We start from the raw sequence: 24179 nt of genomic DNA, 5'->3' as shown, positions 1-24179 counted from the left end.
CAATCCATTTTAATTAACTTATTGACCATCCTTACAGCGTAATGTACAAATTAGAAAAAACCATTTTAGCAGCCTTAGTAGCAGGAGTTTTAGTAACATCGGAAGGCGCAGCACAGACTATCAAAAAAACAGCAAAACCGGCAGCAACAGTTAAGAAGGCTCCGGGCACACCAGTAAAAGCAGCAGCAACCCCTGCCGTACTCAAAAATAAAATGGATTCTTTGTCTGCCGCCATCGGCGTAAGCTTCTCAAATTCATTAAGTTCTCAGGGAATTACAGACATTAATACAGAGATTCTTACAAAAACCATCAATGCGTCGCTTAAAGGTGGCAAAACAGCATTTACGCCAGAAGATGCCAATAAGTTTATTGGTGAATATTTTCAAAAGATAACCGAAGAAAAAGGAGCCGTGTTTAAAATAGAAGGAGAGAAATTCCTGGAGGAAAATAAGAAAAAAGAAGGCGTGGTTACAACAGAAAGTGGTCTTCAATATCAGATCATTAAAACTGGGGAAGGACCAAAGCCAGCCGCAACTGATAAAGTGAAAACCCACTATCATGGCACATTAACCAATGGAACGGTTTTTGACAGTTCGGTGGACAGAGGCGAGCCCGTAGAGTTTCCGGTTAACGGTGTGATTAAAGGGTGGACAGAAGCGTTACAGCTTATGCCGGTTGGTTCAAAATGGAAATTATTTATTCCTTATCAACTTGCTTACGGTGAGCGTGCAGCAGGCCCTCAGATTCCGGCATATTCGGCGCTGGTGTTTGAGGTTGAATTATTAGAAATTGTTAAATAGCAAACGTTCAACAATGAAAAAGTACTTAATCACGCTTATACCGGTAGTATTACTGGGCTGGCAGAGAGGGCCTGTTCAGGAAAAAGCGGCAATTGTACCGGCCGCTGAAGTGTCAATGGATGAGGATATCAAGCCTATTCCTGCTCAGTTTAAAGCGGAGGAGCTTACAACCCGGATTCTTTCCAGTTACCATTACAGAAAGACCCGGCTGAGCGACTCACTTTCAGCAGCGATTTTTGATAAGTACATCGATGGAATAGATCATGGAAAGCTGTATTTCCTGGCCAGCGATCTGAAAGATTTTGATCAATACAAAAATTCATTCGATGATTATCTTCAAAAGAGAGAATTGGATGTGCCTTTTGCGATGTACAATGTTTTCAGAAAGCGTTACAAAGAACGGAGCGACTACATTCAGACATTGCTGAAAGAGCCAAAACCATTTGATTATACGACAGATGAATCCATGGACACAGATCGCGAAAAAGCGGCCTGGGCGAGGAGCACGGATGAGTTGAATGACACGTGGCGCAAATATCTTAAAAGCGAAGCGCTGGATCTGAAATTGTCGGGAAAAGCGGATACAGCGGTTGTAACAACTTTAAGAGACCGTTACAAAAACCGCGACCGTGCATTAGGGCGCATTCGTACGGAGCAGGTTTTTCAGATGTTCATGAATGCTTATGCTGAGTCTATGGACCCGCATACAAGCTATATGGCTCCAACTTCTGCAGACCGTTTCAAACAGGAAATGAGCCAGTCGTTGGAAGGAATCGGAGCATTGCTTCGTGAGGAAGATAATTATATCAAAATCGTTGAAGTAATCCCTGGCGGTCCGGCATTTAAAGGAAAGCAGCTTAAAAAAGAGGATAAAATCATTGCAGTTGCTCAAGGTGACGAGGGCAAAATGGTGGACATTGTTGGCTGGTTTGTAGATGATGCGGTTAAGCTTATTAAAGGACCAAAGTCAACCGTTGTTAGACTTCAAGTGATTTCTGCAGATGCCATTTCAGGCACTCCTCCAAAGGAATACAGACTGGTTCGTGAAAAGATCAAATTGGAAGAGCAACGTGCTAAGAGTGAGATTGTATCGATTAACAATGCCAATAAAGAATACAAAATAGGTGTAATTGATATTCCGCTCTTCTATCGCGACTTTGAAGGCGCGCAACACAAAGAGAAAGAATTTTCAAGCACTACACGTGACGTTCAAAAGCTGATCACCGAATTACAGGGATCCAATGTGGACGGAATTGTGATTGACCTGAGAAATAATGGCGGTGGTTCTTTGACTGAAGCAGTTTCTCTGACAGGTTTGTTTATTAACAGAGGGCCGGTTGTACAGGTTAAGGAAGGTCAGGGAGAGGTTGAAGTGCAGTCTGATAATGATCCAGCAATAGCTTATGATGGCCCTATGGCTGTTATGGTGAACCGTTTCAGCGCTTCGGCATCTGAGATTTTTGCGGCAGCGATCCAGGATTACAAACGGGGAATCGTCGTGGGAGAGCAGACATACGGTAAAGGAACCGTTCAAACATTGATAGACCTGAACCAGTGGGTGCCAAAAGAGACAGACCAGTTGGGACAAGTGAAACTGACCGTTGCTAAATTTTACAGAATTAACGGGAGCAGCACGCAGTTGAAGGGTGTTATGCCAGACCTGGAATTGCCAACTGCATTCAAAACGAATGAATATGGCGAAGGTTCTCAGCCAAGTGCTTTGCCTTGGGACCAGATTGCATCTTCGCGCTATGAGCCCACCAACAACATTAATGCGAAAGTGGTGGACCAGCTGAAAAGCAAATACAATGCGCGTTTGAAGTCGGACGAAGAATTGAAAACATTGGTAAAAACGCTGAATGAGTTCAAAGAAGCCCGCGAGAACAAAGTGGTTTCTTTACAAGAATCTAAACGCAAAGTTGAGCGCGACGAAGCTGAGAAGAAAAGACTGGCAATGAAGCAGCTTGGTGAAGATAATGCGGATGGTGACGAAGAGGAAGAAGACGGTAAAGCCGTTGAAGCCCCGAAAGAGGTTAAGAAAAAGAAAGACATTTACCTGACCGAAACCAGCCGCATGCTAGCCGACTTGATCGTAATCTCAAAAGAGCCGAGCTTGGCAGGGACTAAGAAAAAGTAATAGAATAAGCGATATTGAAGAGCCCGGATTGGAAACAGTCCGGGCTCTTTTTACGACCATAGACACAGCATCTGATCTCCTATCAGGTTATTTAAAAAAAATAAATAAAAAATGGGCCATCACTGGATGGATAGCCATTTTAAGAAATAGGAAGGGCTTGAATTGTTATCAGCTTACTCCCAACCGCCTCCGAGCGAACGGTATAACTCGATCAGCGCCAGATATTGATTCTTTTGAACATTTGTTAGTGACAGCTCAGCTTCCAAGACGCTTCGCTGCGCAGTGATTACTTCCAGATAAGATGCGTAACCCGTTGCAAACAAGTCTTTTGACGTTACTACTGCCTGCTGCAACACTTCCACTTCCTGTGTTTTGAAGTCATTGATTTTCCTGTTGTTTTCCAGTTTCTTAAGACTTGTACTTACTTCCTGAAAGCCGGTCAGGACAGCTTTATTGTAAGTATACAATGCTTCCAGGCTGGCTGCTTCTGTCCTTTTCTGTCCCGCTTTTAATGCTTTTCTGTTCAAAAGGGGAGCGGCCAGGCCTCCGATGGCATTATAAGCAATGGATCCGGGGTTAAGGAGCAAGTTGCTTTTGAATGAGTTAAAACCGAGAAATGCAGTAATGTTCAAAGAAGGCAGGAACGCAAGTTGCGCTGCCTGTTGCTCAGAATATGTCGCAAGCAGGTCAAATTGAGCTTGCTGAATGTCCGGCCTTCTTCTCAGCATATTGGCCGGAACTCCGGCTTGGGCAGGTTGCGGAAGTGTTTGCTCTAAAATTGTGTTGCGCACAATGGGTTGCGGAAAACGGCCTAACAGCAAATTAAGTTTGTTTTCGGATTCGATAATTTGTTGTTGTTTCTCAACTTCAAGACTCTGCGTATTAATCAATTGTGCGCTAAGTTGTTGCACACCGAGCTCGTTGGCACGACCTCCCTCTTTCTGAATCTTGATCGTTTCCACGGCTGACCGTTGTAATGCAATATTCTTTTGAATGATTGCCATTTCAGTATCCAGCGCTATCAGCTCGTAATAAGCACTTGCAATTTCCGCAATAAGCCCGGTGATGATGGCATGGCGCGCTTTTTCTGTGGCCAACAAACGATTATAGGCGGCTTTTTTCTGCGTTTTTAGCTTCCCCCAGATGTCAATTTCCCAGGCGCTTCTTAGCCCAACGAAGTAATCGGGCAGGAAAGGAGCGGGTAGTCTGCGGTCTGCGTCAATGTTCTCTGAAAAATTTGTGTCATAATTTCCGACGCCATCCATGGTATAGTCACCAAATTTCCGACCGCCGCCCGTAACCTCTGCCGATACGGATGGGAGCATAGCGCCCTGTGCAGCGAGGATGTTCGTTCTCGCCATTTCGATTCTTTGCGCAGCAATCCTTAAATCAAGGTTGTTTTGAAGGGCTGTATCAATAAGCGCAATCAGATTAATGTCTTGAAAAAATGTTTTCCACTGAATGGCCGCTATTCCTGTCGAGTCGGTTTGGCCAGCAAATGTCTGAGGTGCATTAATGCGCGCTGCCTGCTCAACGGGTTGTGTAAGTTTACACGCGGCCACACCTGCGAGGGCGCCCACGAGCAGGAAGTTATTTATGATTTTATATGTTTTCATTAATTGTAAGATCTGTGAGGGAAGCAGCCGGACGTTATGCCCGGCTGCGAAATGATCATTCGAGAACGACTTCTGCGTGTTTTTTTGCCACTTTGGGTTTCTTTGGTTTGACCATGCTGGCGAAGAGCACATACAATCCGGGGATAATAATTACTCCGAACAAGGTTCCGATCAGCATCCCGCCAGCAGCAGCGGTCCCGATAGAGCGGTTACCAATGGCGCCGGCGCCAGAGGCCATTACCAAAGGAATTAATCCGGCTATGAATGCCAGCGATGTCATCAGGATCGGGCGAAGCCTTTCAGTGGCTCCTTCCAATGTTGCCTCGATGACTGATCGCCCTTCTTTTTGCCGGATAATGGCATATTCTACAATCAGAATGGCATTTTTACCCAGTAAGCCAATGAGCATGACGAGCGAAACCTGCGCGTAAATGTTATTTTCTAATCCCATTAACTTCAATGCCAGGAATGACCCGAAAATCCCGGTTGGCAAAGAGAGAATAACAGGCAAAGGCAGCAGAAAGCTTTCATACTGTGCCGCCAGAAGCAGGTAAACGAAGATGAGGCAGACACCAAAAATGTAGATGGCCTGATCGCCCGATAAAATTTCTTCACGCGTCATCCCGGACCACTCATAAGTAAAGCCACGCGGCAAGCTCGCAGCCGCAACGCGTTCCACTGCTTTAATGGCGTCCCCGCTGCTAAAACCAGGCGCCGCATCCCCATTGATCATGGCCGAAGTGTACATATTATATCGTGTCAATAGCTCGGGTCCGTAAACCCTTTCGAGACGAATGAATGTAGAGAACGGCACCATTTCCCCGCGGTTATTTTTGACATAAAGCTTCAAGATGTCCTCAGGATTTTTTCGGAAACTCGGATCGGCCTGGACCATCACTTTATACATTTGCCCGAAACGGATAAAGTTAGAGGCGTATAAGCTTCCTATCAAAGTCTGCAGCGTGCTCATCGCAACGTCTACTGAAACGCCTTTTTTTGCTGCTATGTCCGGATCAACATGGATCATATACTGCGGGAAACTGGCGTCAAAACTGCTGAATGCACTCGCGATTTCCGGGGAATCCATCAGGTCTTTGACAAATTTGTTGGTAATCTCTGCGGTCTTTTGCAGGTCGTCACTTCCTGTACGGTCTTGCACACGAAGCTCGAAGCCGCTTGAATTACCAAATCCAGGCACGGTAGGAGGTGGGAAGAACTGGATCTCCGCATCGGTAATGTGCTTGGTCTTCGCCTCCATTTCGGATATTATGTCTTGAACTGAAGCGGTTCGCTCGTCCCAGGGTTTCAGGTTGATCATGGCCATACCATAAGAAGAACCAGCAGATTCCGTAATCAGGCTGTATCCCGAAAGTGATGAAACAGACTCAACAGCGTCCAACCCTTTCGCCACTTTTTGAATTTCATCCAAAACAGCCTCAGTCCTCTCAACAGTAGCAGCAACGGGCGTAGTAACATTTACATTGATCACGCCCTGATCTTCTGTCGGAATAAAACCAGTCGGGAGGACTGTGTTAATGCCGTAAGTCGCAACGCAGAACGCGATCAAAAGCCCGATTGTTACCACGCGTCTATTCACGATCATGCCCAGCAGTTTTCTGTATTTCGCTGAAATGCCGTCGTAACCTTTGTTGAAACCCGCGAAAAATTTGTCCAGTAATGTGTTTTTAGACGGTTGTCCATGCGTATTTTTCAGCATTAAGGCGCAAAGTGCGGGCGTTAATGTCAATGCATTGATCCCTGAAATGACAATAGAAATGGCGAGTGTGATGGAAAACTGGCGGTAGAAAATCCCTACCGGGCCCGACATAAATGTCACCGGAACGAACACCGCAGACATTACCAGCGTAATTGCAATGATCGCGCCGCTCATTTCTTTCATCGATTCAATGGTCGCTTCGCGCGCATCCAGGTGTTTTTCGGCCATCTTTGCATGGACGGCCTCGACGACGACAATGGCATTATCTACGACAATCCCGATGGCCAGAACTAGCGCAAACAAGGTGAGCAGGTTGATAGAAAAACCAAATAACTGCATGAATGCGAAGGTTCCCACCAATGCAACAGGCACAGCAAGGGCTGGAATAAGGGTTGAGCGGAAGTCCTGCAAGAAAATGTAAACAATGATGATTACCAGGATAAACGCTTCGATCAATGTGCGCACAACCTCGTGAATGGAGGCATCCAGAAAGCGGGAAACGTCGTACGAAACCATATAATCCATGCCGGGAGGGAAGGTGGTCTCTTTGAGTTCGGCCACTTTCTTTTTCACATTTGCAATTACTTCCTGGGCATTGGAACCGGGCCGCTGTTTCAGCATGATGGATGCCGAGGGCTTGCCATTGGACTTGGATGCCATATCGTATTCCAGTGTACCAAACTCAATATCAGCCACATCCTTCAATTTTAACATGGAACCGTCAGGGTTGGAACGTAGGACAATATTTTCGTATTGAGCCGGCTCAAACAGCTTTCCGGTGTATTTTAACACATATTGAAGCGCTTGCACTTCCCGACCTGAGCTTACGCCCGTCTTACCTGGCGCGGCCACAACATTCTGCTCGCGGATCGCTTTAACAACGTCGTCCGCCGAAATATTGTAACCATTCATCCGGTCGGGTTTTAGCCAAACACGCATAGAATAGTCGCGGCTTCCCATGATCACGGCGCGGCCCACGCCGTCAATCCTTTTCAGCTCTTTGAGCAGGTTAATGTCGGCAAAGTTGTATACAAAGTCCTCAGCCACAGATGTATCCGAACTCATAATATCCAGATACATCAGCATGCTGTTTACTTCCTTTTCTGTGGTTACACCGGCCTTAATTACTTCTTCCGGGAGTTCGTCAATAACGGTCTGGACGCGGTTTTGCACGTTTACAGCCGCCAGATCCGGGTCAATGCCCACATTAAATGAAATCGTAATGGTTGTCACACCGTCGTTACCGGAAACGCTGGTCATGTAAGTCATGCCCGGTACACCATTTATCGCACGTTCGAGCGGCACGGCAACAGCATCCACTCCGACCTCGGAATTGGCACCCGTGTAGGTTGCGGTTACAACAACCGATGGCGGCACAATGTCCGGAAACTGTGAAACGGGTAAGTCTGCGAGCGCAAAAAGCCCTAGTAAGGTTATGAAGATTGAGATGACCAGTGATAACACCGGCCGCTCTATAAATTTTTGAAACATGATTTGAAATTCAGGTGAGAAGAATGGTCCCTAGCGCGCGGTCAGCTCTATTTTGGCTGCCTTTACATTCAGGCTGTCTGATGGAATGTTTTTGGGCGTAATCGTCGCGCCGTCTTTCAATCCCTGAAGTCCTTCATAAACAATGGTTTCGCCTGATTGCAAACCCGATTTTACTACATAATATCCTGCAAGCCGCGATTTTGGTATAAAACTGCGCGTTTTGATTACATTATCTTTTCCCAAAACATATACAAAGTTCTTATCCTGTATTTCAAATGCGGCCTTCTGCGGGACCAGTATGGCGTTATCCACGGTGTTTGTAAGTCTGATAGTTCCTGTCGATCCGTGTTTCAGCAATTTGTCAGGATTTCGAAAACGGGCCCGGAATGCAATAGAGCCGGTTCCTTCGTCAAAAGCGCCCTCCATTGTTTCCACCGTTCCTTTTTGCTTGAAATAAGAACCGTCTGCCAGTTCCAGTTCAACCACCGTTGCACTTTCTGCCTTCCCACGGGCTTTTACATATTCCAGATATTCATTTTCAGACACATTGAAATACGCAAAAACACTTTTTGTATCGGAGAGTGTGGTCAGTAATGTTCCCTCATCAATAAGGCTGCCCATTTTATGCGGAATTCGGTCCACTATGCCATCAAACGGCGCTTTGATTTCCGTTTGTGCCAGGTGAATGGCTGCTTTTGATTTTTCGGAACGTGCTTCTTCGATCCTTGCATTCACGGCTGCGAGCTTTGCTTCTGCAACTTCCACTTCCGATTTGGCGATTACATTCTTTTCAACCAGCAATTTTACCCTTTTCAGTTCAAGCTCAGCGCCTTTCGCTTCTGCAATGGCGCTCTGGAGATTTGCTTTTGCAGATGCCAGCTGCGCCTGATATTCCTCGTTATTGATCCGGAACAAGGTTTGCCCTTTTCGAACTTCTTTGCCTTCATCTACATAAACTTCTTCCAGATAACCTTTGACGCGGGCATATATTTCAACATTGCGAATGGCGTGAATATCACCTACATACTCGCGATGGACCTGTGTTTTCTGAGGGAATAATTCTGTAACAGGAATGGTGGGGATAGCGGTTTCTTTTTTTGAATCGCCTTTATTTTCGGAGCTGCAACCGTACGCAAGCAGACATGGCAGGGCAAGCAGAAACCATCTGAAATTCTTCATAATAAGTTGATTGTTAATATAATAATGAATCTTTTGGGGATAGGAATAGTCTTATTGATGGCCGATATAGCCAACAAAACGGATGTGCTGATCCGGGGCAGATAAACAGCGCTTTTTAGGCACAGTAAACCTGTCCGTCAGTAATCAGAACAACATTACAATAAGGAAATCAGAATGGGCAAAGGCGGTGCAGGAAGCCGTAATAACCAGGAAGCACAATGTTCCTGTCATTGAAATTCACCGCTAACAAACTTTCGCGGACGAATTTAGGCTTGCGTAAGAAGAAGTAATTTGAAAAAACAACGGTTTCGAAAGAAGTGAACCGGTAACTCGAATGACGGTGGCGAAGCAGCTTGGAAAGATTTTCCCGCCATTTGCATCCATCGGCCTTTACTATGGTTCGATTTGGGTCAATGGTGTCGTCCACAATGACCACATCCGCCGACCCGACACTTGTTTCAATAGAGTAAGGCGAGAACCCAGTCCCATAATCCAGCTTGCACAACGTGGCCGGCTGCTTTGCGGACAGCGAGAGAGCCAGAAAGTGAACTAGGCTGAAAAACAATACAAAAGTTCTTTTTGTCATGATGCTGAGTTAATCAGTACATTGAAAAATCCATACTTTTATAATGAATTCAAGAATGATTGGGAATATTGGAAAGGAATCTTGATACAACAATGCTTCTGGCCAAATATAATAATTCAAATGTATACTGCAAATTCTATCAACTGTTAATGACTGTTAATTAGGTTAACAATTCATCATCCTCGCTGAATTGGAGATTTTTCCTTTGACTTATATAAAATTACAGCGGGACGGCAATGTGACTTATTTTGGAAACAGAGTATATTAGATGAATAACCTGCGTTTCACCCCGATGAAAGTTAAAACTATAAGCACGGAAAACTTTGTGTTGACCAAGATGACCGCAGCTGACGGGGACAAGTATTTCAGGCTGAGCAATAATGATAATGTAATGAAATTTGTGACGGGACACGCGTTGGACCGTCAGGAGTCGGATAAGATGCTGCAGACCTTTCTGACGGAATATGGTAATGACACTTTTTTGGGAAGATATCTGATTGAGGGCCGTTCTTCAGGCGAATTGATCGGGACGGCGAAGCTCGATATGGATGGGAGTGGGGTCGAGATTGGTTACCGGATTATGGAAGAACACTGGGGTAAAGGGATTGCAACGGAGATTGCACGGGGGCTGATCAGCTTTGCCAGGCAGACGCTGAATGCAAAGCAGGTGATTGCTTATGTGAATGTGGACAATGCGGCGTCGATTCGGGTTTTGGAAAAAGCGGGAATGGTCAATGCGGAGCGGATCGAAGATCCGGATGAAGTCAAGTTTAAATTTATTTTTTCACCTCAAAAATCGGTCGTCAAAAAAACGCTTGGTCCTTTATTGATGCTGATTCGTAAACTATATGCAGTTAAAAAAAACTGATTCGAGGATAGACACCTATATTCTGAAATCTGCTGATTTTGCTATCCCCATTCTCACGTATCTGCGCGACCTGGTCCACATTTATTGTCCTGAAGCGACGGAAACAATGAAGTGGAGCTTTCCGCATTTCGAATATAAAGGAAGCATACTTTGCAATATGGCCTCCTTCAAGCAGCATTGTTCACTCGGATTCTGGCATGGTTCGCGGCTATCGGACCCAAATAATGCGCTGGCATTGGGTGAAAAGGCTTCCATGGGACATTTGGGAAAGATCCGGAAGATTGATGACTTGCCGGATGAATCCATTCTGGGAGATTTTATCATCCAGTCCATGCAGCTGATCGATGCGGGTGTAAAAGTTGTGCGCGAACCGAAACCTTCCGTTAGTAAAGAACTGGACGTGCCCGAGTATTTTTTGAATGCAATGACGTCCAAAGCGCGGCAGACATTTGACAATTTCAGCTATTCTCAAAAGAAGGAATACGTCGTTTGGATTACCCAAGCTAAAACAGAGGCGACAAGAGAAAGGCGAATGGCTACGGCCGTTGAGTGGCTGGAAGAAGGGAAAATCAGGCTTTGGAAATATGCTGCTAAATAAAAAAGACTTGGAAAGTTTTTTAAACTTTCCAAGTCTCGCTCCTTAGAACTTTCCGTTTTCATCCGCTATTGCATAGCGGAAAGTGATATAGCTCGATTCTTCGGTCGGCACTTCTTCGGGAGCGCCTTTGTAATAACTAATGATCTGAACCTTCGCATATTTCCCATCCGACGTCTTCACGAGAAGCGTTCTTCCCGGAATGGTCCTGATCGCGTGCACGCTCATATCATATTTGTACCAGGAGTTTCCACTGCCGCCGGGAATCGCGAATGTATCGTCGTGATCCGATTTGTATCCGTCTTTCGGCGCTTCCGTGATCGCTTCGAATGGTTGTTCCACCACCAGTGCGCCTGCCTGGCCCGGTCCGCTGCTTCCGCTGTTTACGGCAATGGTCGTTTTGCTGAATGCAATGTCCCAACTGGCCGTTTTTGCCTCGCTGGCCGCCACGTCTTTTCCCTTTCCTAAACTGAAATAGGCATAAGGCTGCGTGTTGGCGTTGAGGTCTTTGATAACAATTATTTCTGAACTCATTTGATTGTTGTGTGGCTGAATGTTTGTGTGTAACAAAATTGACAGTGCCAAGATAACTTTTGTAAGTAAGACCATCTTTCTAAATTTTAATTATTTGCAGGTTGATCAATGGATTAAGCCCCTTTCTTAACCAGCTTATATTCCAATTTGGGCTTGCCGCGCACACCGCCATCTTCTGCGTGAAAGCTGACAAACCTTAACTTATAAACATTCCCTGCGCTGTCCTTAATCAAATAAAACCGATCCGTTTTTACACCAACCGGCCCACCCGAAGTAACCCGCCATTTAGAACCAATAGCATCCGCGTCTGTGCTGAATTTTGCTGCGGCAATGTTGCTTTCAGTGAATGCATCATAAGTAACCGTGCTCGTCAGCACTTCTGCTGCTTCCACTTTCGCCTGTTTGTTGATAAAGACAAGATCCGAAAATCCGTAAGGGATCAAACCAGTGCCGAAATTGGTGTAATACATGCTATAACCCCAGTTCAGGTCCCAGCGCGCTTTCAATGGCTCCACATCCACAGTCGCTCCTTTTTCAAGGGAAACATATTCAAAATTGTAGGCGGTATCTTTGGTTATATCGATGGTTTTAGAAGTTGTTTCGTTAAGCTTCGCATATTGTAATGCATAACCTGTTCCTTTTCTCAAAACCCTGATCTTGTAAATTTGATCAGCGGGAAGGACTGTCGCGCTTCCGCCTTTTCTGTTCAGGATGTAAACTTTGTTGTCAGCATCTGTCGCGGAAATTTCTTTGATCGCCGTTTTGGTCAGATCACCTTTTGCGTCGTCAACCTGGCTCAGTTTTCCCATTCCCTGGCCCACAGCCAATGAATCCAATACAATGTCTTTCGCGGTCACCGCATTAATATCCGTTTTATTGACCATTAACACCGAAGCGCCGTTCGTCGCATTGATTACTACGCGGAAATCCGCATCATTATAGAAGCCAAGATCCCAGCTATCCCGCAAAACCGGCGTCTGAATGTTGGTGCTTAAATCCAGAAAAACGGAATTGGCTGCGCTGCTTCCCGGCTCTTTGTCAGCAATTCCATTCAATTGAATGTTCGTTCCTTCTGAAACAATCGCCTTGAAGCTCAGTTTTAGCTCTGTATTGGTTCCGATTACTGCCGGAGCGCCAACGGAAGTGATTTTAAATGCTACACTTTCGTCACCATCCAACAAGACACCGGTTTTTCTGGCTACTTTAATAGATGCCGATGATTGCCCGGCCGGAACGGTCAGGACAATGGTGTTATTGGCTGCGGCGGGTGTGGTTGTGAATTCTGTGCCGTAGGCAAGCAATGTTGGCGTGAGCGAAACGCTGATCGGCGTCGCGGCATCCACTGCTCTGGATAAAACGATTTTTATTTCGGCTTCTTCACCTTCAAAACCTTGTGCTGCGCTTTCAAAGCTGGCTGTATTGTCGGGAAGTGGCGGCTCATCATCATTGCAGGCATTGAAGCTGGCAAAAAAGGCAATCAGTAACAGGGATTTGGCTATCTTCTTCATGTTTAACAAGTTATTAGGGTAAAAATTTAATTTCTTGACCATTGTACATTAAGTCCCAAAAAGTAGGATCTGCCGTAGGAAAGCGGCACCGCGCCGCCCGTGCTGTGCGCGCCGCCTGTGTCTGTGGACGAGTTGTTAAGGCTTGTGACGTCGAACAGGTTTTTTACGCCAGCCAGCAGATTTATGTATTTTCCAAAATTCTTGCTGAATGTAAGGTCAGCCATATGGAAACCATCGGTTTCAGCCAGCCTCACATTAACCTGGTCTGTTGTTTCGTAAATGGGCCTTTTGCCTGAAAATTTGTAAAACAGGTTCAGACTCGCCCCTATTTTGCTGAGCCTGTAAAGCAGATTTGCATTGACTTCGGGCGACCAGACAAACTCAGGAAGTGAGCCAAATTGCTCGGGATTGGCCGAAAATTGGTTATAGCGCCCGATGTAGGAGCCGCCCAGGGACGCTTGCAGATTTTTCATGAAAATCTTGTTGTCCACCGTGAAACCGGTCGTTTTAAAGAGAAAAATGTTCAAATAAGTCGTTTGGGTGGGATCATTCGGGTCTATGCCGGTGTCGATGAGATCGTGAAAAACATTATAAAACCCTCCTAATGTTGTATTAGCGCGTATTGCAGGCTTACTAACCGACTGCCAGACCAGGAACGAGTTGAAACTGTCGGAATATTCGGCTTTCAGGTTTGTATTGCCGTTAATAGAGTGGGAGGCATCATGAAAATCAAAATACAGCTCCCTCAATGCAGGCGACCGGAAGCCACGCGCGTAACCAACCCGCAGATCAAGCGATTGGGTCAGAGAAAGTTTTCCGTTGATGGAAGGAATCGCCGGTGGCGCATCGTAAACCGAGTTTTTCAGGAAACGCAGGCCGGGGCTTAGCTTGAAGATTTTGCCAAGCTTAATTTCAGGAGCAACAAATAATGCATATTCCAGGATCTGCGGAGAGCCGAGGATGCGGGCGCCGGAACTTTGGTTATCCGAAAAATCCAAACCTGCCAATAACGAAAAGTGGGGATTAGCTTTGTAAAGTGCAGTTCCTCTGAAAAACGTCGTTGTAAAAACCGATTTGTCCTGCGAGCCAGGTTCCAGCGAAAGTGTTTCACGACCACTTGCATCCACGTTCGTACTCAATGTTTTGCGTGAATAATCCGTGTAAGAAACCACGCCGTTCACATGCAGTTTTTCATTCACCTTCAACTCCGACTGAACCTGATGAAACCAGCGATAGGTGTTATAATCCTTATCAGCCGCAATCTGGGTGATCGGATTGCGATTCCCTTCGGATTTGATCGTTTCGTCCGTGCCGTTGAAGCGATACCAAACATTCCATTTGTTGCCCTGATATCTTGCAGAAGCACTGTATAACATTTGATCTTTGGGCATCCAATCTTTTACTCTGCCGGTCGAATTGCCCTGCCAGCCGCCAAAATTATTGCGGGTTATATTGCCCGAAAATTGCAGCGCCTTATTCTGCCAGGTTATGCCGAGACTTTCATTGTGTGTGCCCTTTCCCGATAATGCATTGTATTCTTTTCCGGCAGTTTCTTCCTGAATCCGTGCATTTAAGGTCAGGTTATCGCCGCTATGCCCTTTTTTTGTGATTAGATTAATGACCCCGGCCAATGCGTCCGTTCCGTAAATAACCGACATCGGGCCTTCCACGATCTCAATGCGCTCAATGGTGTTAATGTCGATCTGTCCTAGACTTTCGCGCGTGCTTCCGCGATCAACCATGGGAATGCCATCCAGCAGGATTTTTACATTTTGCCCCGACATCCCCATTAACTGAATGTCGCTCGTTCCCAGCGTAAGATCGTTGGAAAAGCGAATGCCAAGCTCCGTATTTAAAATCGATTGCAAATTGGTCGCGCCCCTGGCCGCTATACGTTCGCTATCAATAGTACGGACCTGGTAAACCGAATTTTTGAGGGATTGTGCTTCAAACTGGCCAGTTACCACGAATTCGTCCAGCGAAACGGAATCCCTGGCAAGCGTATCGCCTTTCACAAGTCCACGATCCGACTGCCCTGCCACCGGACCAAGTGCCCACAGCAAAATAAACGAGATGGTAAAAAACTGCTTCATGGAGCGTTATTTAGAATAATTGCAAATAAAGATATTATTTAGACTAAATACAATTAGAAGGTCAGATTAAATAAAAAGCCCGGTCCAAGAGAACCGGGCGCTGTGCTGAAATTTGAAATATTATTTAATAACCGCCTTTAAATCAACAGTAACCACATCTTTAAGCTTCCAATCCTTCGTCCCAACCTTGTAGTCGAGCCGGTTCACCTCGAATGTGCTCGATAAGGCATAAGTGCCATCTGAGTTCTTTTTCGCCTCAAAAGGCAATGTTACCGTTTTGGTAACATCCCGGATTGTCAGCTTTCCGGTTGCCTCATACTTGCCACTCCTTTTTTCGACTTTGGTAGATTTGAAATGGATATTGGGATACTTTTCAACATCAAAGTATTTCTCGCTTTTCATATCCTTGTCGCGCGAATTATTCCCGGTTTTGAATGTGTTGGCAGCAATATCAATGTTGAAAGACGCATTCTCAGGCGATTTTTCATTAAAAACAGCTTCGCCTTTCGGAGCATCAAATGTTCCGTCACAAGTCCCCAGTACGTATTTTACTTTGAAATTGGTGGACCCGGAAATGACTTTGGACGTTTGTCCGAAGGCCATATTTGAAACAATGAAGGCAAAGAAGATGGGGATAATGGGAAGGCGGGTGCGCATGTGAACGGGTGATAATTTTAAAAATTTATATTTCCTCTAAAAGCGATTCGCCTTCGGATTGATCCCCGGAAGTCCAGCGCCATTTCTCATGCATACGGATTTTTCCATTAGGGAGTTGCTCAGGCGTCGATTTGCATATGCCCGTCGTGATTTCACCTTTGTCATTCACCTGATGGTAACGCATATCCAGATTCCCGTTTTCGTCCGCAAGCGCTATCAAATGGCCGGTTTGAATCCTGCCGCCGGAATAGGTTGAGGTGACAATGTTACCATTTTGTTTGTATACAAATTGCATTGACAGGTCAACCTCGCCATTCTCTGAATTGGAAAGGGGAACAAAAACTTTATTGTTGTAATTTATCATTTTTATAGAACTGATGTAATCCACCAAATATTTCCGCATGGATCTTCCACGCCGCAGCTGCGCCCATAATCCTGATCCGCAGGCTCCATAACCGATTTGCCGCCTTCTGTTAATGCTTTTTGATAAGTGTCATCCGCATTTTCCACATATACAAACATGTTCGCAGGCTGTGCCGGCCACTCCGGGCGACTATCACAAAACATGATCGTACTCTCGCCAATGCTTACTTCGCTGTGCTTGATCAAATTAGGATCATCTTCCTGAAAATGTGTGTGGGTGACGACGCCCTCAAAAACCCGGGTCGTAAAATCTTTGAATTTCGCAGCGCCATTTAACATTAAGTAAGGCATAACTGCCTGGTGGCCGTTCGGGATTTTTACTGTGCTCATGATTTTGTTTTTTTAGTTTAGGCAAATGTAGCTGCGTCCCCTGCGCTCAAAATTGGAAAAACACGACATTATACATCCCTATATGCTTGTCCTTCTGATCTTCCGGAAAAATAAAACCTCGGGTGCTGACCTGAAAAGGATTTGAAATCGTGGATAAAATGGGATTGGTCATAATATCCACATTCATAAGCGATCTCAGTCAGCGATTTATCTTTATCTCCATAGGAATCCAATGCTGCATGAAAGCGGGCAATGCGCAGATAAAGTTTTGGGCTGAATCCGGAGAATTCCTTGAATTTCCTTTCAAACTGCCGTGTCGAAAGAAAGCTTTGCGCTGCGAGCTCCTGCACATTGGTAAGACCCTTATTTTGGATAATTTGATTAATAACCGAAAAAACGGCTGGTTCAGATAGCTTGGTTTTTGCAAGAAGCGATTCCAGAAACGCCGAAATGATGGCAACGCGCTCCGTATGATCTGTCGCCAGCATCATTCGCTCTTCCAGCCCGGTTGCCTTTCGGCCGAGAGATGTGTGCAGGTCGGGCATTTGCCCTGTAAGCTCAGTCGAAGGCACCCCAAACAGCACCGGAATGGCAAACGGATATAAGTAAACTCCGAAAATCCCGAAATCTTCATGAATGACAAAGCGCCGGAATGTCTGCGATTGTCCATGGATGCCCGAGTGAAAAGAAGGCTCGGTTGAATCCGCCGTGACAAATTCATCAAACCGACCTTTGTAGTGAAATATCAGTTCCGCACAACCATCAGCCATGGTGCGGTGCATGTAAGGCATTCCGGATCCGACTTCATGTTCAAGGACCCAGAAAAACCGCACATATCTTGCCAAAGCAGGGGATGGTGGTATGGTAAAATATTTCATTGCAGCAGGTTAAATGAGCATTCTACTATTTCTATATATTGAATGACGCAATCAAGGAATGAGTCATAAATTTATATTTTTGAAATCTCTTTAATACATTTGATCCAGCTAAGATTCATATAAATTTAGAATTATTCGCCTTTAACGAGTGTTAGAAAAATAATTCAATCGTTAGCTTTCCATAGTCGATTACCTTTTTACTCAGTTTCTGTCATGAAATTAGTGCCCATAGAGAAACGAAGCGGGCTTACCCGTGAAGAATTCATTGAAAATTATTTAAAACCAAGTAAACCTGTCGTATTTACGGACTTGGCCAAGGATTGGCCGGCAGTTCAGAAATGGACATTTGACTGGCTGCGTGAAAATCACGGAAGTATCGACGTTCCGCTCGTGGATAACCATATGCACGACGCTGATAAATATTTCCAGATTGCCAAAACCATGAAGTTCGGGGATTATCTTAAACTCATCGAGGCAGGCCCGACCGATCTGCGTATTTTCCTTTTTGATATTTTCAAAAAAGCGCCTGAGCTGGCAAATGACATTCGCTTTCCTACCATTATGGACGGCTTTTTGAAGTCGTATAAATTTGTATTTTTCGGTGGGCAAGGCTCTATCACAAGTCTGCATTATGACATGGACTGCTCCAATGTATTCTTAACGCAGTTTCAGACACGCAAACAAGTGATTTTGTTCTCTCCCGAAGAGAGCAGAAGATTGTATCACCACCCGTTCACCGTGATGAGCAAAGTGGATCCGATCAATCCGGATTATGAGAGATTCCCTGCATTGAAAGGCGCTGTGGGCCATGAGACAACATTGCTTCATGGCGAGACGATATTTATCCCTTCACTCTGGTGGCATTATATCCGCTATGTCGACGGTGGTTTCAGCTTAGCATTGAGAGCTAATAATTCGATATTTACGGCAGTGCGTGGCGGTATGAACCTTGTGCGACATACATTCGTCGATAAAAGCATGACTAAGTTGCTTGGCCTGGGCTGGCAACATTGGAAAGAGAAAAAAGCGGTTGAAAACGCGCAAGAAGTTCTGGAAGAACAAGCGTAGATGCATCCGGAACGCATTTCAAAGAAACTAATCTATCTTTGAAATGCGTTATCTCTGGAATGCTCACAATACGTTATGGACTTTGAAATAACCTCAGAATACCAGCCAACAGGGGATCAACCTGCTGCTATCCAACAACTTGTACAGGGAATTGAAGCCGGAGAACCCGCCCAGACGCTTTTGGGTGTGACTGGTTCCGGCAAGACTTTCACCATTGCCAATGTGGTGAAGCAGGTTAACAAACCGACCCTGGTTTTAAGTCATAACAAAACGCTCGCTGCACAGCTTTACGGGGAATTCAAGCAGTTTTTTCCGCAGAATGCAGTTGAGTATTTTATCAGTTACTACGACTACTACCAGCCGGAAGCGTTCATTTCCAGCACCAACACATACATTGAAAAGGACTTGCAGATCAATCAGGAGATTGAAAAGCTACGTTTGCATACGGTTTCATCCCTCATGAGCGGGCGACGTGACGTGATCGTCGTAGCTTCGGTTTCCTGCATTTACGGCGCGGGTAACCCTAATGAATATAAGAAAAGCATTGTCAGCGCTAAGCTGGGCGACATTGTGAGCCGTAATCAGTTCCTTTTTCGTTTGGTTGAAATACTTTACAGCCGCACCGAGCTTGAATTCAATCGTGGGACATTCCGGGTGAAAGGGGACACGGTGGACGTTTTCCCGGGTTATGCGGATTTCGCTTACCGTATCATTTTTTTCGGGGACGAAATTGAAGAAATTCAGCGCATTGAGCCTGAAACCGGCAAAAAGATATCATCTGAGCGCGCAATTGCAATTTTTCCGGCTAATCTTTTTGTCACGGGAAGAGATGTGCTTACGCAGTCCATTAAGGAAATCCAGGATGACTTGTTGCAGCAAATAAACTTTTTCACAAAGGAAGGAAGGCTTGCAGAAGCGGAGCGCGTTAAGGAGCGGACGGAGTTCGATATGGAGATGATGCGTGAGCTGGGTTATTGTTCCGGAATCGAGAACTATTCCCGCTATTTCGATCGCCGCCTGCCAGGTCAGAGACCATTCTGTTTGCTCGATTATTTCCCGGATGATTTCTTAATGGTGGTGGATGAAAGTCACGTTACCATGCCGCAGATCCGCGCCATGTGGGGTGGTGACCGTTCGCGAAAGGAGCAGTTGGTGGAATATGGTTTCCGCTTGCCCTCTGCATTGGATAACAGGCCGCTGACATTCCAGGAGTTCGAGGATATGACGCCGCAAACGATCTTCGTGAGCGCAACGCCCGCAGATTACGAGTTACGCAAATCGGAAGGTGTTGTAGTTGAGCAAATTATCCGCCCGACCGGCCTGCTGGATCCCGAAATTGAAGTGAGACCAAGCTTAAATCAAATAGACGACCTGCTCGAAGAAATCCACAAACGCATTGCCATGGGCGATCGTGTTCTGATCACGACTTTAACCAAAAGGATGGCCGAGGAACTGAGCAAATATCTGGACCGGGTAGGCGTGAAATGCCGCTATATCCATTCGGAAGTGAAGACGCTGGACCGGGTGGAGATTTTGAGGGAACTGAGGCTGGGTATTTTCGATGTGTTGGTGGGTGTCAACTTATTGCGGGAAGGGCTGGATTTGCCGGAAGTTTCTTTGGTGGCCATTATGGATGCGGATAAGGAAGGATTTTTGCGGGACACACGCTCTATGATCCAGACGATTGGGCGTGCTGCGCGTAATGACAGGGGTAAAGTAATCATGTATGCTGATGTTATGACCGGTTCCATGCAGCTTGCTATTGATGAGACAAATAGAAGAAGAAGCATTCAGTTGGAATATAACATGGAGCACGGCATCACGCCAAAAACCATTTTGAAATCGAAAGAGGCGATCATGGAACAAACCTCCGTCGCTGATTCCAAAGTCCGCAAAGTATATGTGGAACCAACCGAAGTCCGTGTCGCCGCTGACCCGGTTGTTCAATACATGGGCAAAAATGACCTTCAAAAACTGATTTCCGAAACGCAGCGGAAAATGGAAACAGCCGCAAAAGATCTTGACTTCCTGGAAGCTGCAAGGCTCAGGGACGAATTGATGCAGTTAAAAGAGCGGGCGAAAGTGGCTGCTTGATCTTAGAATTGCATATATTTATAAAAGTTTAAAATATACATACTATGATCAGAACATTGTTAGTGCCAGACAATCAGGATGTTTCCATCCAATTACCAAAGTCCTTTGTTGGGAAACAGGTTGAGGTGATCGCGTTTACAATAAATGATGCTAATGATGATTCTCTGGCGCAGGATAAGCCATTAACACATTATGCCAGCCAAAATGCTTTGGCAAAGGAATGGCTTACTGCCGATGAAGATGAGGCATGGAAAAATATTTAAAAGGAGAGGTTGTTGTCATTCCATTTCCTTTTTCAGATCTATCCGGCTCCAAACGGAGACCGGCGCTTGTCATTGCGGATTTGGATGGAAGCGACATTTTGTTGTGCCAAATCACATCACAAAACTCGAAGGATAAACATGCTATTCCCTTGATTCTGAAAGATTTTGTGAGCGGCTCCCTGCCCATTGACAGCTACATCAGGCCTGCCCGGATCTTTACTGCGGATAAGAGTATCATTGTACGAAAAGCAGGTATGGTAAACGTTGCAATAACTACAAAGCTTACTCAGAGCATTATTGATATTATTGCCTAGCAACCTTCTTATCAATTTTCGGCTTCCAGCAGCGCCAGCGCCTCTTCCCAGTTATTCACTCGCTTATGCTTTGTCACATTCACATTGTGGCTTGCGGTGAAGAGGATCGGTGTTCCTTTGCAGAAATCGAGGTTTTTTAAATGGTCATCAATGAGATAATCAGTGTCGATGATTCTTTTGTCGCCGCAGAAAACGATGTTCTTCCAGGAAATGAATGGAAAATGTTCGTTGAGCCAATCGTATTTTTCGGGTAGGGAATTCGGGAATTCCATGGCGGCTGAAACAATGAAAATATCGAAATTTTCCTGCAACTTCAACAGTGCTTCCTGCGCTCCGTCGATAATTGGTGCATTTCTGAAAAAGCCTGTTTTGTAGATCAAGCTCCTTGCGGCAACTGGATCTGGGAAAGCATCGTCTTCGGGAATGCCCAGGAGCTCTTTTTTGTCAATTTTGACTCCAAACTCCCTTTCATACCAGTTGATCCAGTTCGTTTCAATATCAACGATGACATTATCCATGTCAATGGCAATCGACTTTTTCATAATAACCTAAACTTTATAGCCTGAATTTTTCTTGCAATGTTATGCGACAAATGTAATTTTAATCTGCAATATTTTGCAATAATATTTCATTTTAATTTCTATTTTTGCATAAAACAGAAGTTGTAATGTTAAAAGAGGAGCGGTTTCAACTCATATTAGATCGGCTTAATATCGAGCAGAAAGTATATCTGCCGGGATTGAGCGTAATGTTGAATGTATCCGAGGATACGGTTCGCAGGGACATTAAAGAACTTGCAGATCAAGGGCTTTTGAAATCGGTTAGGGGAGGAGCAGTGCCGCATTCGCCTGGTCCCCATCATTTCAGGGACAGGATTTTACATGACAATGAGCAAAAGCAAATCATTGCAAAAAAGGCGCTCAATTTCTTAAAAGATGGTCAGCTCGTCATTTTTGATGGCGGGACATCAGCAATGCTCATTGCCAAGTCTTTGCCGAGAGACATTCGCTTGACAGTAGTGACAAACAGCTTCCCTATTGCTTCCATACTGGAGGAACATGAGCACGTTGAAGTGCTGTTTGCAGGCGGGCGGTTGTTAAAAAATTCATTCGTAACGATTGGCAATGACACCATTCAGTTTTTAAAGAAATTCCGCGCGGATATTTGTTTGCTCGGGATATGCAGTATTCATACGCACCTGGGCGTTACAGGGCCGGATTATGAAGAAAGTGAAGTAAAAAGGGTCATGATTGAATGCTCCAAAGAAGTGATAGCCCTTGCTTCCGTAGAGAAACTGGCGACGGCGGAAGCACATTATGTCTGCCCGGCTGAGCAGTTATCGATGATCATTACCGATCAGCCGGCAGACAAAGAAGCGTTCAAGATCTATACCGATATTGGAATCCGGATGGTTTGACGCGGATACGGCATTAACCTTTCTTATCCTTTTGGACTTCTTCGGTTTTAAAGAACGTATCATCCATGGTCTTCACTTCCTGGTTAATTGCATTGGCAAAACCAAGCATATAAGCCATAGCAACTCTTCTGAGCCACTTTTTAGCAGCTGATAAAAACTTTTCCATTCCATTTCCTGATTAAAAATGAGAAGCGGCTCATTCCTTTGAGGAAAGAGCAAATAATCACATTGACAGCATATCAAATGTGGCTCAGGAAAGAAAATGAGATGGTTCTTCGCGAGATTGCGATCTGCTTTCGAGGTGCCGGCCAGTGGCGCGCATCAGGATCGGCAGCAAGTCTGGCGCGCTGGAAATCGCCAGTTCAGTATGTATTTGGATTGATCGGGAAAGAAAGCGAAAGCGCTCACATTGTAATCGAAAGTTATTTGATTGAGCGAATGGCTTATCAGCCCTTGGAACAGAATGGGAGAATGTGTCAATATTGGAAGTGCGCCCAGTTCTTAAACTTGAAATGACTTCCTCAATCCTGTAAACAGATTTTGGCTCAGCGAAATTTTGCGAAACAATGCCTGTGAGCAGGAGAGCGAAGAGCAACCAGCGCCACATTGATTTTCCATCCCTAAATTGTGCTTGCTCTTTCATTTCAGCCCCATTCTAATAGCCCCGTCCAGACGAATCACCTCGCCATTCAGCATAGGATTTTCAACAATAGATTTTGCCAGTAATGCATATTCGGAAGGACGACCCAGTCGGGAGGGAAATGGAATTTGCTGTGCCAGTGAAATCCGCGCCTCTTCGGGAAGGCTTAGCAGGAGCGGTGTCTCGAAAAGCCCCGGTGCAATTGCCATAACCCTGATCCCGGATTTTGCAAGATCTCTCGCAACTGGTAAAGTCATACTCACAATTCCGCCTTTGCTAGCGGCATAAGCAACTTGCCCCATTTGGCCATCATATGCGGCAACGGAGGCCGTGTTAATGATTACGCCCCGTTCGCCTTCATCGTTTGGAACGTTTCGCTCCATCGCAAACGCAGCCAATCGCATTACATTGAATGTGCCGATCAAATTGGTTTTAATCGTTTTTTCAAAAAGCGCAAATGAATGCGGCCCGTAAATTCCGTCTGCCTTCCCGACAATCTTCCGGGCGGGTGCAATGCCAGCGCAGTTAACGACAATGTTTATAGAACCAAATGCTTCCAGCGCAAAATCGACGGCATTTTGCACATCACTTTCGCTGGAAACGTCAGTTTTCAGAAATTTGATTCTTTCAGGAAATTCAAATTGTAATGCCAGCCCGGCGGCCTCATTTAAGTCAAGCACAAGAACATTCGCCCCCGATTCGATAAACAAACGCGCAGTCGCCTCGCCAAGGCCCGAAGCCCCGCCTGTTATTAGTGCTGTTGCGTTTTTTAGCTGCATAAGGCTATTATTTCCTTAGCAAATGTTGAGGGAGAGGGTGTTTTTTCAGGGATTCATGGCCACGTTCTGTCTTGTCCAAAACGATCTGCGGGACAGGAAGATTATCCAGAGCAGAATCATAAGTGCCTGTGAAAGACTTTTTTCCTTTACCGGATTGTTTCTCTAAAACCTTCATCGTCTGTGATTTTAATA

25 protein-coding genes are annotated in these 24179 nt (G+C 45.4%); 9 read left to right on the top strand and 16 right to left on the bottom strand.

Features of this window, described 5'->3' with window-relative positions; all coding sequences use genetic code 11:
* Positions 1-41: 41 nt before the first annotated feature.
* Both bamJ and MUK70_RS18650 read left to right on the top strand, forming a co-directional pair.
* Positions 42-800, top strand: a complete 759-nt coding sequence (gene bamJ, locus MUK70_RS18655) for a BamJ family beta-barrel-assembly machinery protein (protein WP_234654447.1) — start codon at positions 42-44, stop codon at positions 798-800.
* A gap of 13 nt (positions 801-813) precedes the next feature.
* On the top strand, positions 814-2937 hold the full coding sequence (locus MUK70_RS18650; RefSeq protein WP_234654445.1) for a carboxy terminal-processing peptidase: 2124 nt from the start codon (positions 814-816) through the stop codon (positions 2935-2937).
* Between the two features lie 173 nt (positions 2938-3110).
* Here the strand turns inward: MUK70_RS18650 and MUK70_RS18645 are convergent, their stop codons facing one another.
* The 4 genes from MUK70_RS18645 to MUK70_RS18630 all read right to left on the bottom strand — a co-directional run bounded on the left by MUK70_RS18645 (position 3111) and on the right by MUK70_RS18630 (position 9526).
* Positions 3111-4553 carry an efflux transporter outer membrane subunit gene (locus MUK70_RS18645; RefSeq protein WP_234654443.1) on the bottom strand — a complete coding sequence of 481 codons (1443 nt, stop codon included), beginning with the start codon at positions 4551-4553 and terminating at the stop codon, positions 3111-3113.
* 55 nt (positions 4554-4608) lie between these two features.
* Complete coding sequence (locus MUK70_RS18640; protein WP_234654441.1) at positions 4609-7761, bottom strand: efflux RND transporter permease subunit; 3153 nt, start codon at positions 7759-7761, stop codon at positions 4609-4611.
* 30 nt (positions 7762-7791) lie between these two features.
* Positions 7792-8940: an efflux RND transporter periplasmic adaptor subunit gene (locus MUK70_RS18635; RefSeq protein ID WP_234654440.1), complete on the bottom strand. Its 1149-nt coding sequence runs from the start codon at positions 8938-8940 to the stop codon at positions 7792-7794.
* A gap of 169 nt (positions 8941-9109) precedes the next feature.
* Entirely contained in the window at positions 9110-9526 is a 417-nt protein-coding gene (locus MUK70_RS18630) for a hypothetical protein (RefSeq protein WP_234654438.1), read from the bottom strand.
* A gap of 292 nt (positions 9527-9818) precedes the next feature.
* On the opposite strand from MUK70_RS18630, the gene MUK70_RS18625 reads away from it, so the two are divergent.
* Positions 9819-10394 (top strand): GNAT family N-acetyltransferase, encoded by a 576-nt coding sequence (locus MUK70_RS18625; protein ID WP_234654436.1) that lies wholly within the window; start codon positions 9819-9821, stop codon positions 10392-10394.
* Positions 10375-10992, top strand: a complete 618-nt coding sequence (locus MUK70_RS18620; protein ID WP_234654435.1) for a YdeI/OmpD-associated family protein — start codon at positions 10375-10377, stop codon at positions 10990-10992. The genes MUK70_RS18625 and MUK70_RS18620 overlap by 20 nt, the downstream gene beginning before the upstream one ends.
* Before the next feature lie 42 nt (positions 10993-11034).
* Here MUK70_RS18620 and MUK70_RS18615 read toward each other — a convergent pair whose 3' ends face one another.
* The 7 genes from MUK70_RS18615 to MUK70_RS18585 form a co-directional block, all read right to left on the bottom strand.
* Complete coding sequence (locus MUK70_RS18615; protein WP_234654433.1) at positions 11035-11523, bottom strand: HmuY family protein; 489 nt, start codon at positions 11521-11523, stop codon at positions 11035-11037.
* 113 nt (positions 11524-11636) lie between these two features.
* A complete protein-coding gene (locus tag MUK70_RS18610; RefSeq protein WP_234654431.1) occupies positions 11637-13031 on the bottom strand; it encodes an HmuY family protein in 1395 nt (464 codons plus the stop codon).
* 26 nt (positions 13032-13057) lie between these two features.
* Positions 13058-15124: a TonB-dependent receptor plug domain-containing protein gene (locus MUK70_RS18605; RefSeq protein WP_234654429.1), complete on the bottom strand. Its 2067-nt coding sequence runs from the start codon at positions 15122-15124 to the stop codon at positions 13058-13060.
* A 120-nt stretch (positions 15125-15244) separates the two neighbouring features.
* Positions 15245-15781 carry a YceI family protein gene (locus tag MUK70_RS18600; protein ID WP_234654427.1) on the bottom strand — a complete coding sequence of 179 codons (537 nt, stop codon included), beginning with the start codon at positions 15779-15781 and terminating at the stop codon, positions 15245-15247.
* 25 nt (positions 15782-15806) lie between these two features.
* Positions 15807-16145 carry an avidin-fold protein gene (locus MUK70_RS18595; RefSeq protein ID WP_234654425.1) on the bottom strand — a complete coding sequence of 113 codons (339 nt, stop codon included), beginning with the start codon at positions 16143-16145 and terminating at the stop codon, positions 15807-15809.
* Between the two features lie 2 nt (positions 16146-16147).
* Complete coding sequence (locus tag MUK70_RS18590; RefSeq protein WP_234608643.1) at positions 16148-16534, bottom strand: VOC family protein; 387 nt, start codon at positions 16532-16534, stop codon at positions 16148-16150.
* 68 nt (positions 16535-16602) lie between these two features.
* Positions 16603-17412, bottom strand: a complete 810-nt coding sequence (locus tag MUK70_RS18585) for a helix-turn-helix domain-containing protein (RefSeq protein ID WP_234654423.1) — start codon at positions 17410-17412, stop codon at positions 16603-16605.
* A 213-nt stretch (positions 17413-17625) separates the two neighbouring features.
* Between MUK70_RS18585 and MUK70_RS18580 the strand changes: the two genes are divergently transcribed.
* From MUK70_RS18580 to MUK70_RS18565, 4 genes are all read left to right on the top strand, one after another.
* Positions 17626-18480: a cupin-like domain-containing protein gene (locus MUK70_RS18580; protein WP_234608641.1), complete on the top strand. Its 855-nt coding sequence runs from the start codon at positions 17626-17628 to the stop codon at positions 18478-18480.
* A gap of 75 nt (positions 18481-18555) precedes the next feature.
* Positions 18556-20574: an excinuclease ABC subunit UvrB gene (uvrB, locus tag MUK70_RS18575; RefSeq protein WP_234654421.1), complete on the top strand. Its 2019-nt coding sequence runs from the start codon at positions 18556-18558 to the stop codon at positions 20572-20574.
* A gap of 44 nt (positions 20575-20618) precedes the next feature.
* On the top strand, positions 20619-20837 hold the full coding sequence (locus MUK70_RS18570; protein WP_234654419.1) for a hypothetical protein: 219 nt from the start codon (positions 20619-20621) through the stop codon (positions 20835-20837).
* Entirely contained in the window at positions 20822-21151 is a 330-nt protein-coding gene (locus MUK70_RS18565) for a type II toxin-antitoxin system PemK/MazF family toxin (RefSeq protein ID WP_234654417.1), read from the top strand. The genes MUK70_RS18570 and MUK70_RS18565 overlap by 16 nt, the downstream gene beginning before the upstream one ends.
* A gap of 11 nt (positions 21152-21162) precedes the next feature.
* Here the strand turns inward: MUK70_RS18565 and MUK70_RS18560 are convergent, their stop codons facing one another.
* On the bottom strand, positions 21163-21693 hold the full coding sequence (locus MUK70_RS18560) for a 5' nucleotidase, NT5C type (RefSeq protein ID WP_234654416.1): 531 nt from the start codon (positions 21691-21693) through the stop codon (positions 21163-21165).
* Between the two features lie 125 nt (positions 21694-21818).
* Between MUK70_RS18560 and MUK70_RS18555 the strand changes: the two genes are divergently transcribed.
* Positions 21819-22568, top strand: coding sequence for a DeoR/GlpR family DNA-binding transcription regulator (locus tag MUK70_RS18555; protein WP_234654414.1), 750 nt, complete (start codon positions 21819-21821; stop codon positions 22566-22568).
* Positions 22569-22581: 13 nt separating this feature from the next.
* Here the strand turns inward: MUK70_RS18555 and MUK70_RS18550 are convergent, their stop codons facing one another.
* The 4 genes from MUK70_RS18550 to MUK70_RS18535 all read right to left on the bottom strand — a co-directional run bounded on the left by MUK70_RS18550 (position 22582) and on the right by MUK70_RS18535 (position 24162).
* Positions 22582-22734, bottom strand: a complete 153-nt coding sequence (locus MUK70_RS18550) for a hypothetical protein (protein WP_234608635.1) — start codon at positions 22732-22734, stop codon at positions 22582-22584.
* Positions 22735-22818: 84 nt separating this feature from the next.
* Positions 22819-23211: a hypothetical protein gene (locus tag MUK70_RS18545; protein WP_234654412.1), complete on the bottom strand. Its 393-nt coding sequence runs from the start codon at positions 23209-23211 to the stop codon at positions 22819-22821.
* A complete protein-coding gene (locus MUK70_RS18540) occupies positions 23208-23987 on the bottom strand; it encodes a 3-hydroxyacyl-CoA dehydrogenase (RefSeq protein ID WP_234654410.1) in 780 nt (259 codons plus the stop codon). The genes MUK70_RS18545 and MUK70_RS18540 overlap by 4 nt, the downstream gene beginning before the upstream one ends.
* A 7-nt stretch (positions 23988-23994) precedes the next feature.
* Positions 23995-24162 (bottom strand): hypothetical protein, encoded by a 168-nt coding sequence (locus MUK70_RS18535; RefSeq protein WP_234654408.1) that lies wholly within the window; start codon positions 24160-24162, stop codon positions 23995-23997.
* Positions 24163-24179: the final 17 nt, after the last annotated feature.

The sequence above is a fragment of the Dyadobacter chenwenxiniae genome (assembly GCF_022869785.1).
Classification (GTDB): domain Bacteria; phylum Bacteroidota; class Bacteroidia; order Cytophagales; family Spirosomataceae; genus Dyadobacter; species Dyadobacter chenwenxiniae.
This window is presented reverse-complemented; position numbering and strand designations above follow the sequence as displayed.

Coding starts and splice junctions, on each gene's coding strand:
- bamJ (WP_234654447.1), top strand. CDS start 42: ATGTACAAATTAGAAAAAACCATTTTAGCAGCCTTAGTAGCAGGAGTT.
- MUK70_RS18650 (WP_234654445.1), top strand. CDS start 814: ATGAAAAAGTACTTAATCACGCTTATACCGGTAGTATTACTGGGCTGG.
- MUK70_RS18645 (WP_234654443.1), bottom strand. CDS start 4,553: ATGAAAACATATAAAATCATAAATAACTTCCTGCTCGTGGGCGCCCTC.
- MUK70_RS18640 (WP_234654441.1), bottom strand. CDS start 7,761: ATGTTTCAAAAATTTATAGAGCGGCCGGTGTTATCACTGGTCATCTCA.
- MUK70_RS18635 (WP_234654440.1), bottom strand. CDS start 8,940: ATGAAGAATTTCAGATGGTTTCTGCTTGCCCTGCCATGTCTGCTTGCG.
- MUK70_RS18630 (WP_234654438.1), bottom strand. CDS start 9,526: ATGACAAAAAGAACTTTTGTATTGTTTTTCAGCCTAGTTCACTTTCTG.
- MUK70_RS18625 (WP_234654436.1), top strand. CDS start 9,819: ATGAAAGTTAAAACTATAAGCACGGAAAACTTTGTGTTGACCAAGATG.
- MUK70_RS18620 (WP_234654435.1), top strand. CDS start 10,375: ATGCAGTTAAAAAAAACTGATTCGAGGATAGACACCTATATTCTGAAA.
- MUK70_RS18615 (WP_234654433.1), bottom strand. CDS start 11,523: ATGAGTTCAGAAATAATTGTTATCAAAGACCTCAACGCCAACACGCAG.
- MUK70_RS18610 (WP_234654431.1), bottom strand. CDS start 13,031: ATGAAGAAGATAGCCAAATCCCTGTTACTGATTGCCTTTTTTGCCAGC.
- MUK70_RS18605 (WP_234654429.1), bottom strand. CDS start 15,124: ATGAAGCAGTTTTTTACCATCTCGTTTATTTTGCTGTGGGCACTTGGT.
- MUK70_RS18600 (WP_234654427.1), bottom strand. CDS start 15,781: ATGCGCACCCGCCTTCCCATTATCCCCATCTTCTTTGCCTTCATTGTT.
- MUK70_RS18595 (WP_234654425.1), bottom strand. CDS start 16,145: ATGATAAATTACAACAATAAAGTTTTTGTTCCCCTTTCCAATTCAGAG.
- MUK70_RS18590 (WP_234608643.1), bottom strand. CDS start 16,534: ATGAGCACAGTAAAAATCCCGAACGGCCACCAGGCAGTTATGCCTTAC.
- MUK70_RS18585 (WP_234654423.1), bottom strand. CDS start 17,412: ATGAAATATTTTACCATACCACCATCCCCTGCTTTGGCAAGATATGTG.
- MUK70_RS18580 (WP_234608641.1), top strand. CDS start 17,626: ATGAAATTAGTGCCCATAGAGAAACGAAGCGGGCTTACCCGTGAAGAA.
- uvrB (WP_234654421.1), top strand. CDS start 18,556: ATGGACTTTGAAATAACCTCAGAATACCAGCCAACAGGGGATCAACCT.
- MUK70_RS18570 (WP_234654419.1), top strand. CDS start 20,619: ATGATCAGAACATTGTTAGTGCCAGACAATCAGGATGTTTCCATCCAA.
- MUK70_RS18565 (WP_234654417.1), top strand. CDS start 20,822: ATGGAAAAATATTTAAAAGGAGAGGTTGTTGTCATTCCATTTCCTTTT.
- MUK70_RS18560 (WP_234654416.1), bottom strand. CDS start 21,693: ATGAAAAAGTCGATTGCCATTGACATGGATAATGTCATCGTTGATATT.
- MUK70_RS18555 (WP_234654414.1), top strand. CDS start 21,819: ATGTTAAAAGAGGAGCGGTTTCAACTCATATTAGATCGGCTTAATATC.
- MUK70_RS18550 (WP_234608635.1), bottom strand. CDS start 22,734: ATGGAAAAGTTTTTATCAGCTGCTAAAAAGTGGCTCAGAAGAGTTGCT.
- MUK70_RS18545 (WP_234654412.1), bottom strand. CDS start 23,211: ATGAAAGAGCAAGCACAATTTAGGGATGGAAAATCAATGTGGCGCTGG.
- MUK70_RS18540 (WP_234654410.1), bottom strand. CDS start 23,987: ATGCAGCTAAAAAACGCAACAGCACTAATAACAGGCGGGGCTTCGGGC.
- MUK70_RS18535 (WP_234654408.1), bottom strand. CDS start 24,162: ATGAAGGTTTTAGAGAAACAATCCGGTAAAGGAAAAAAGTCTTTCACA.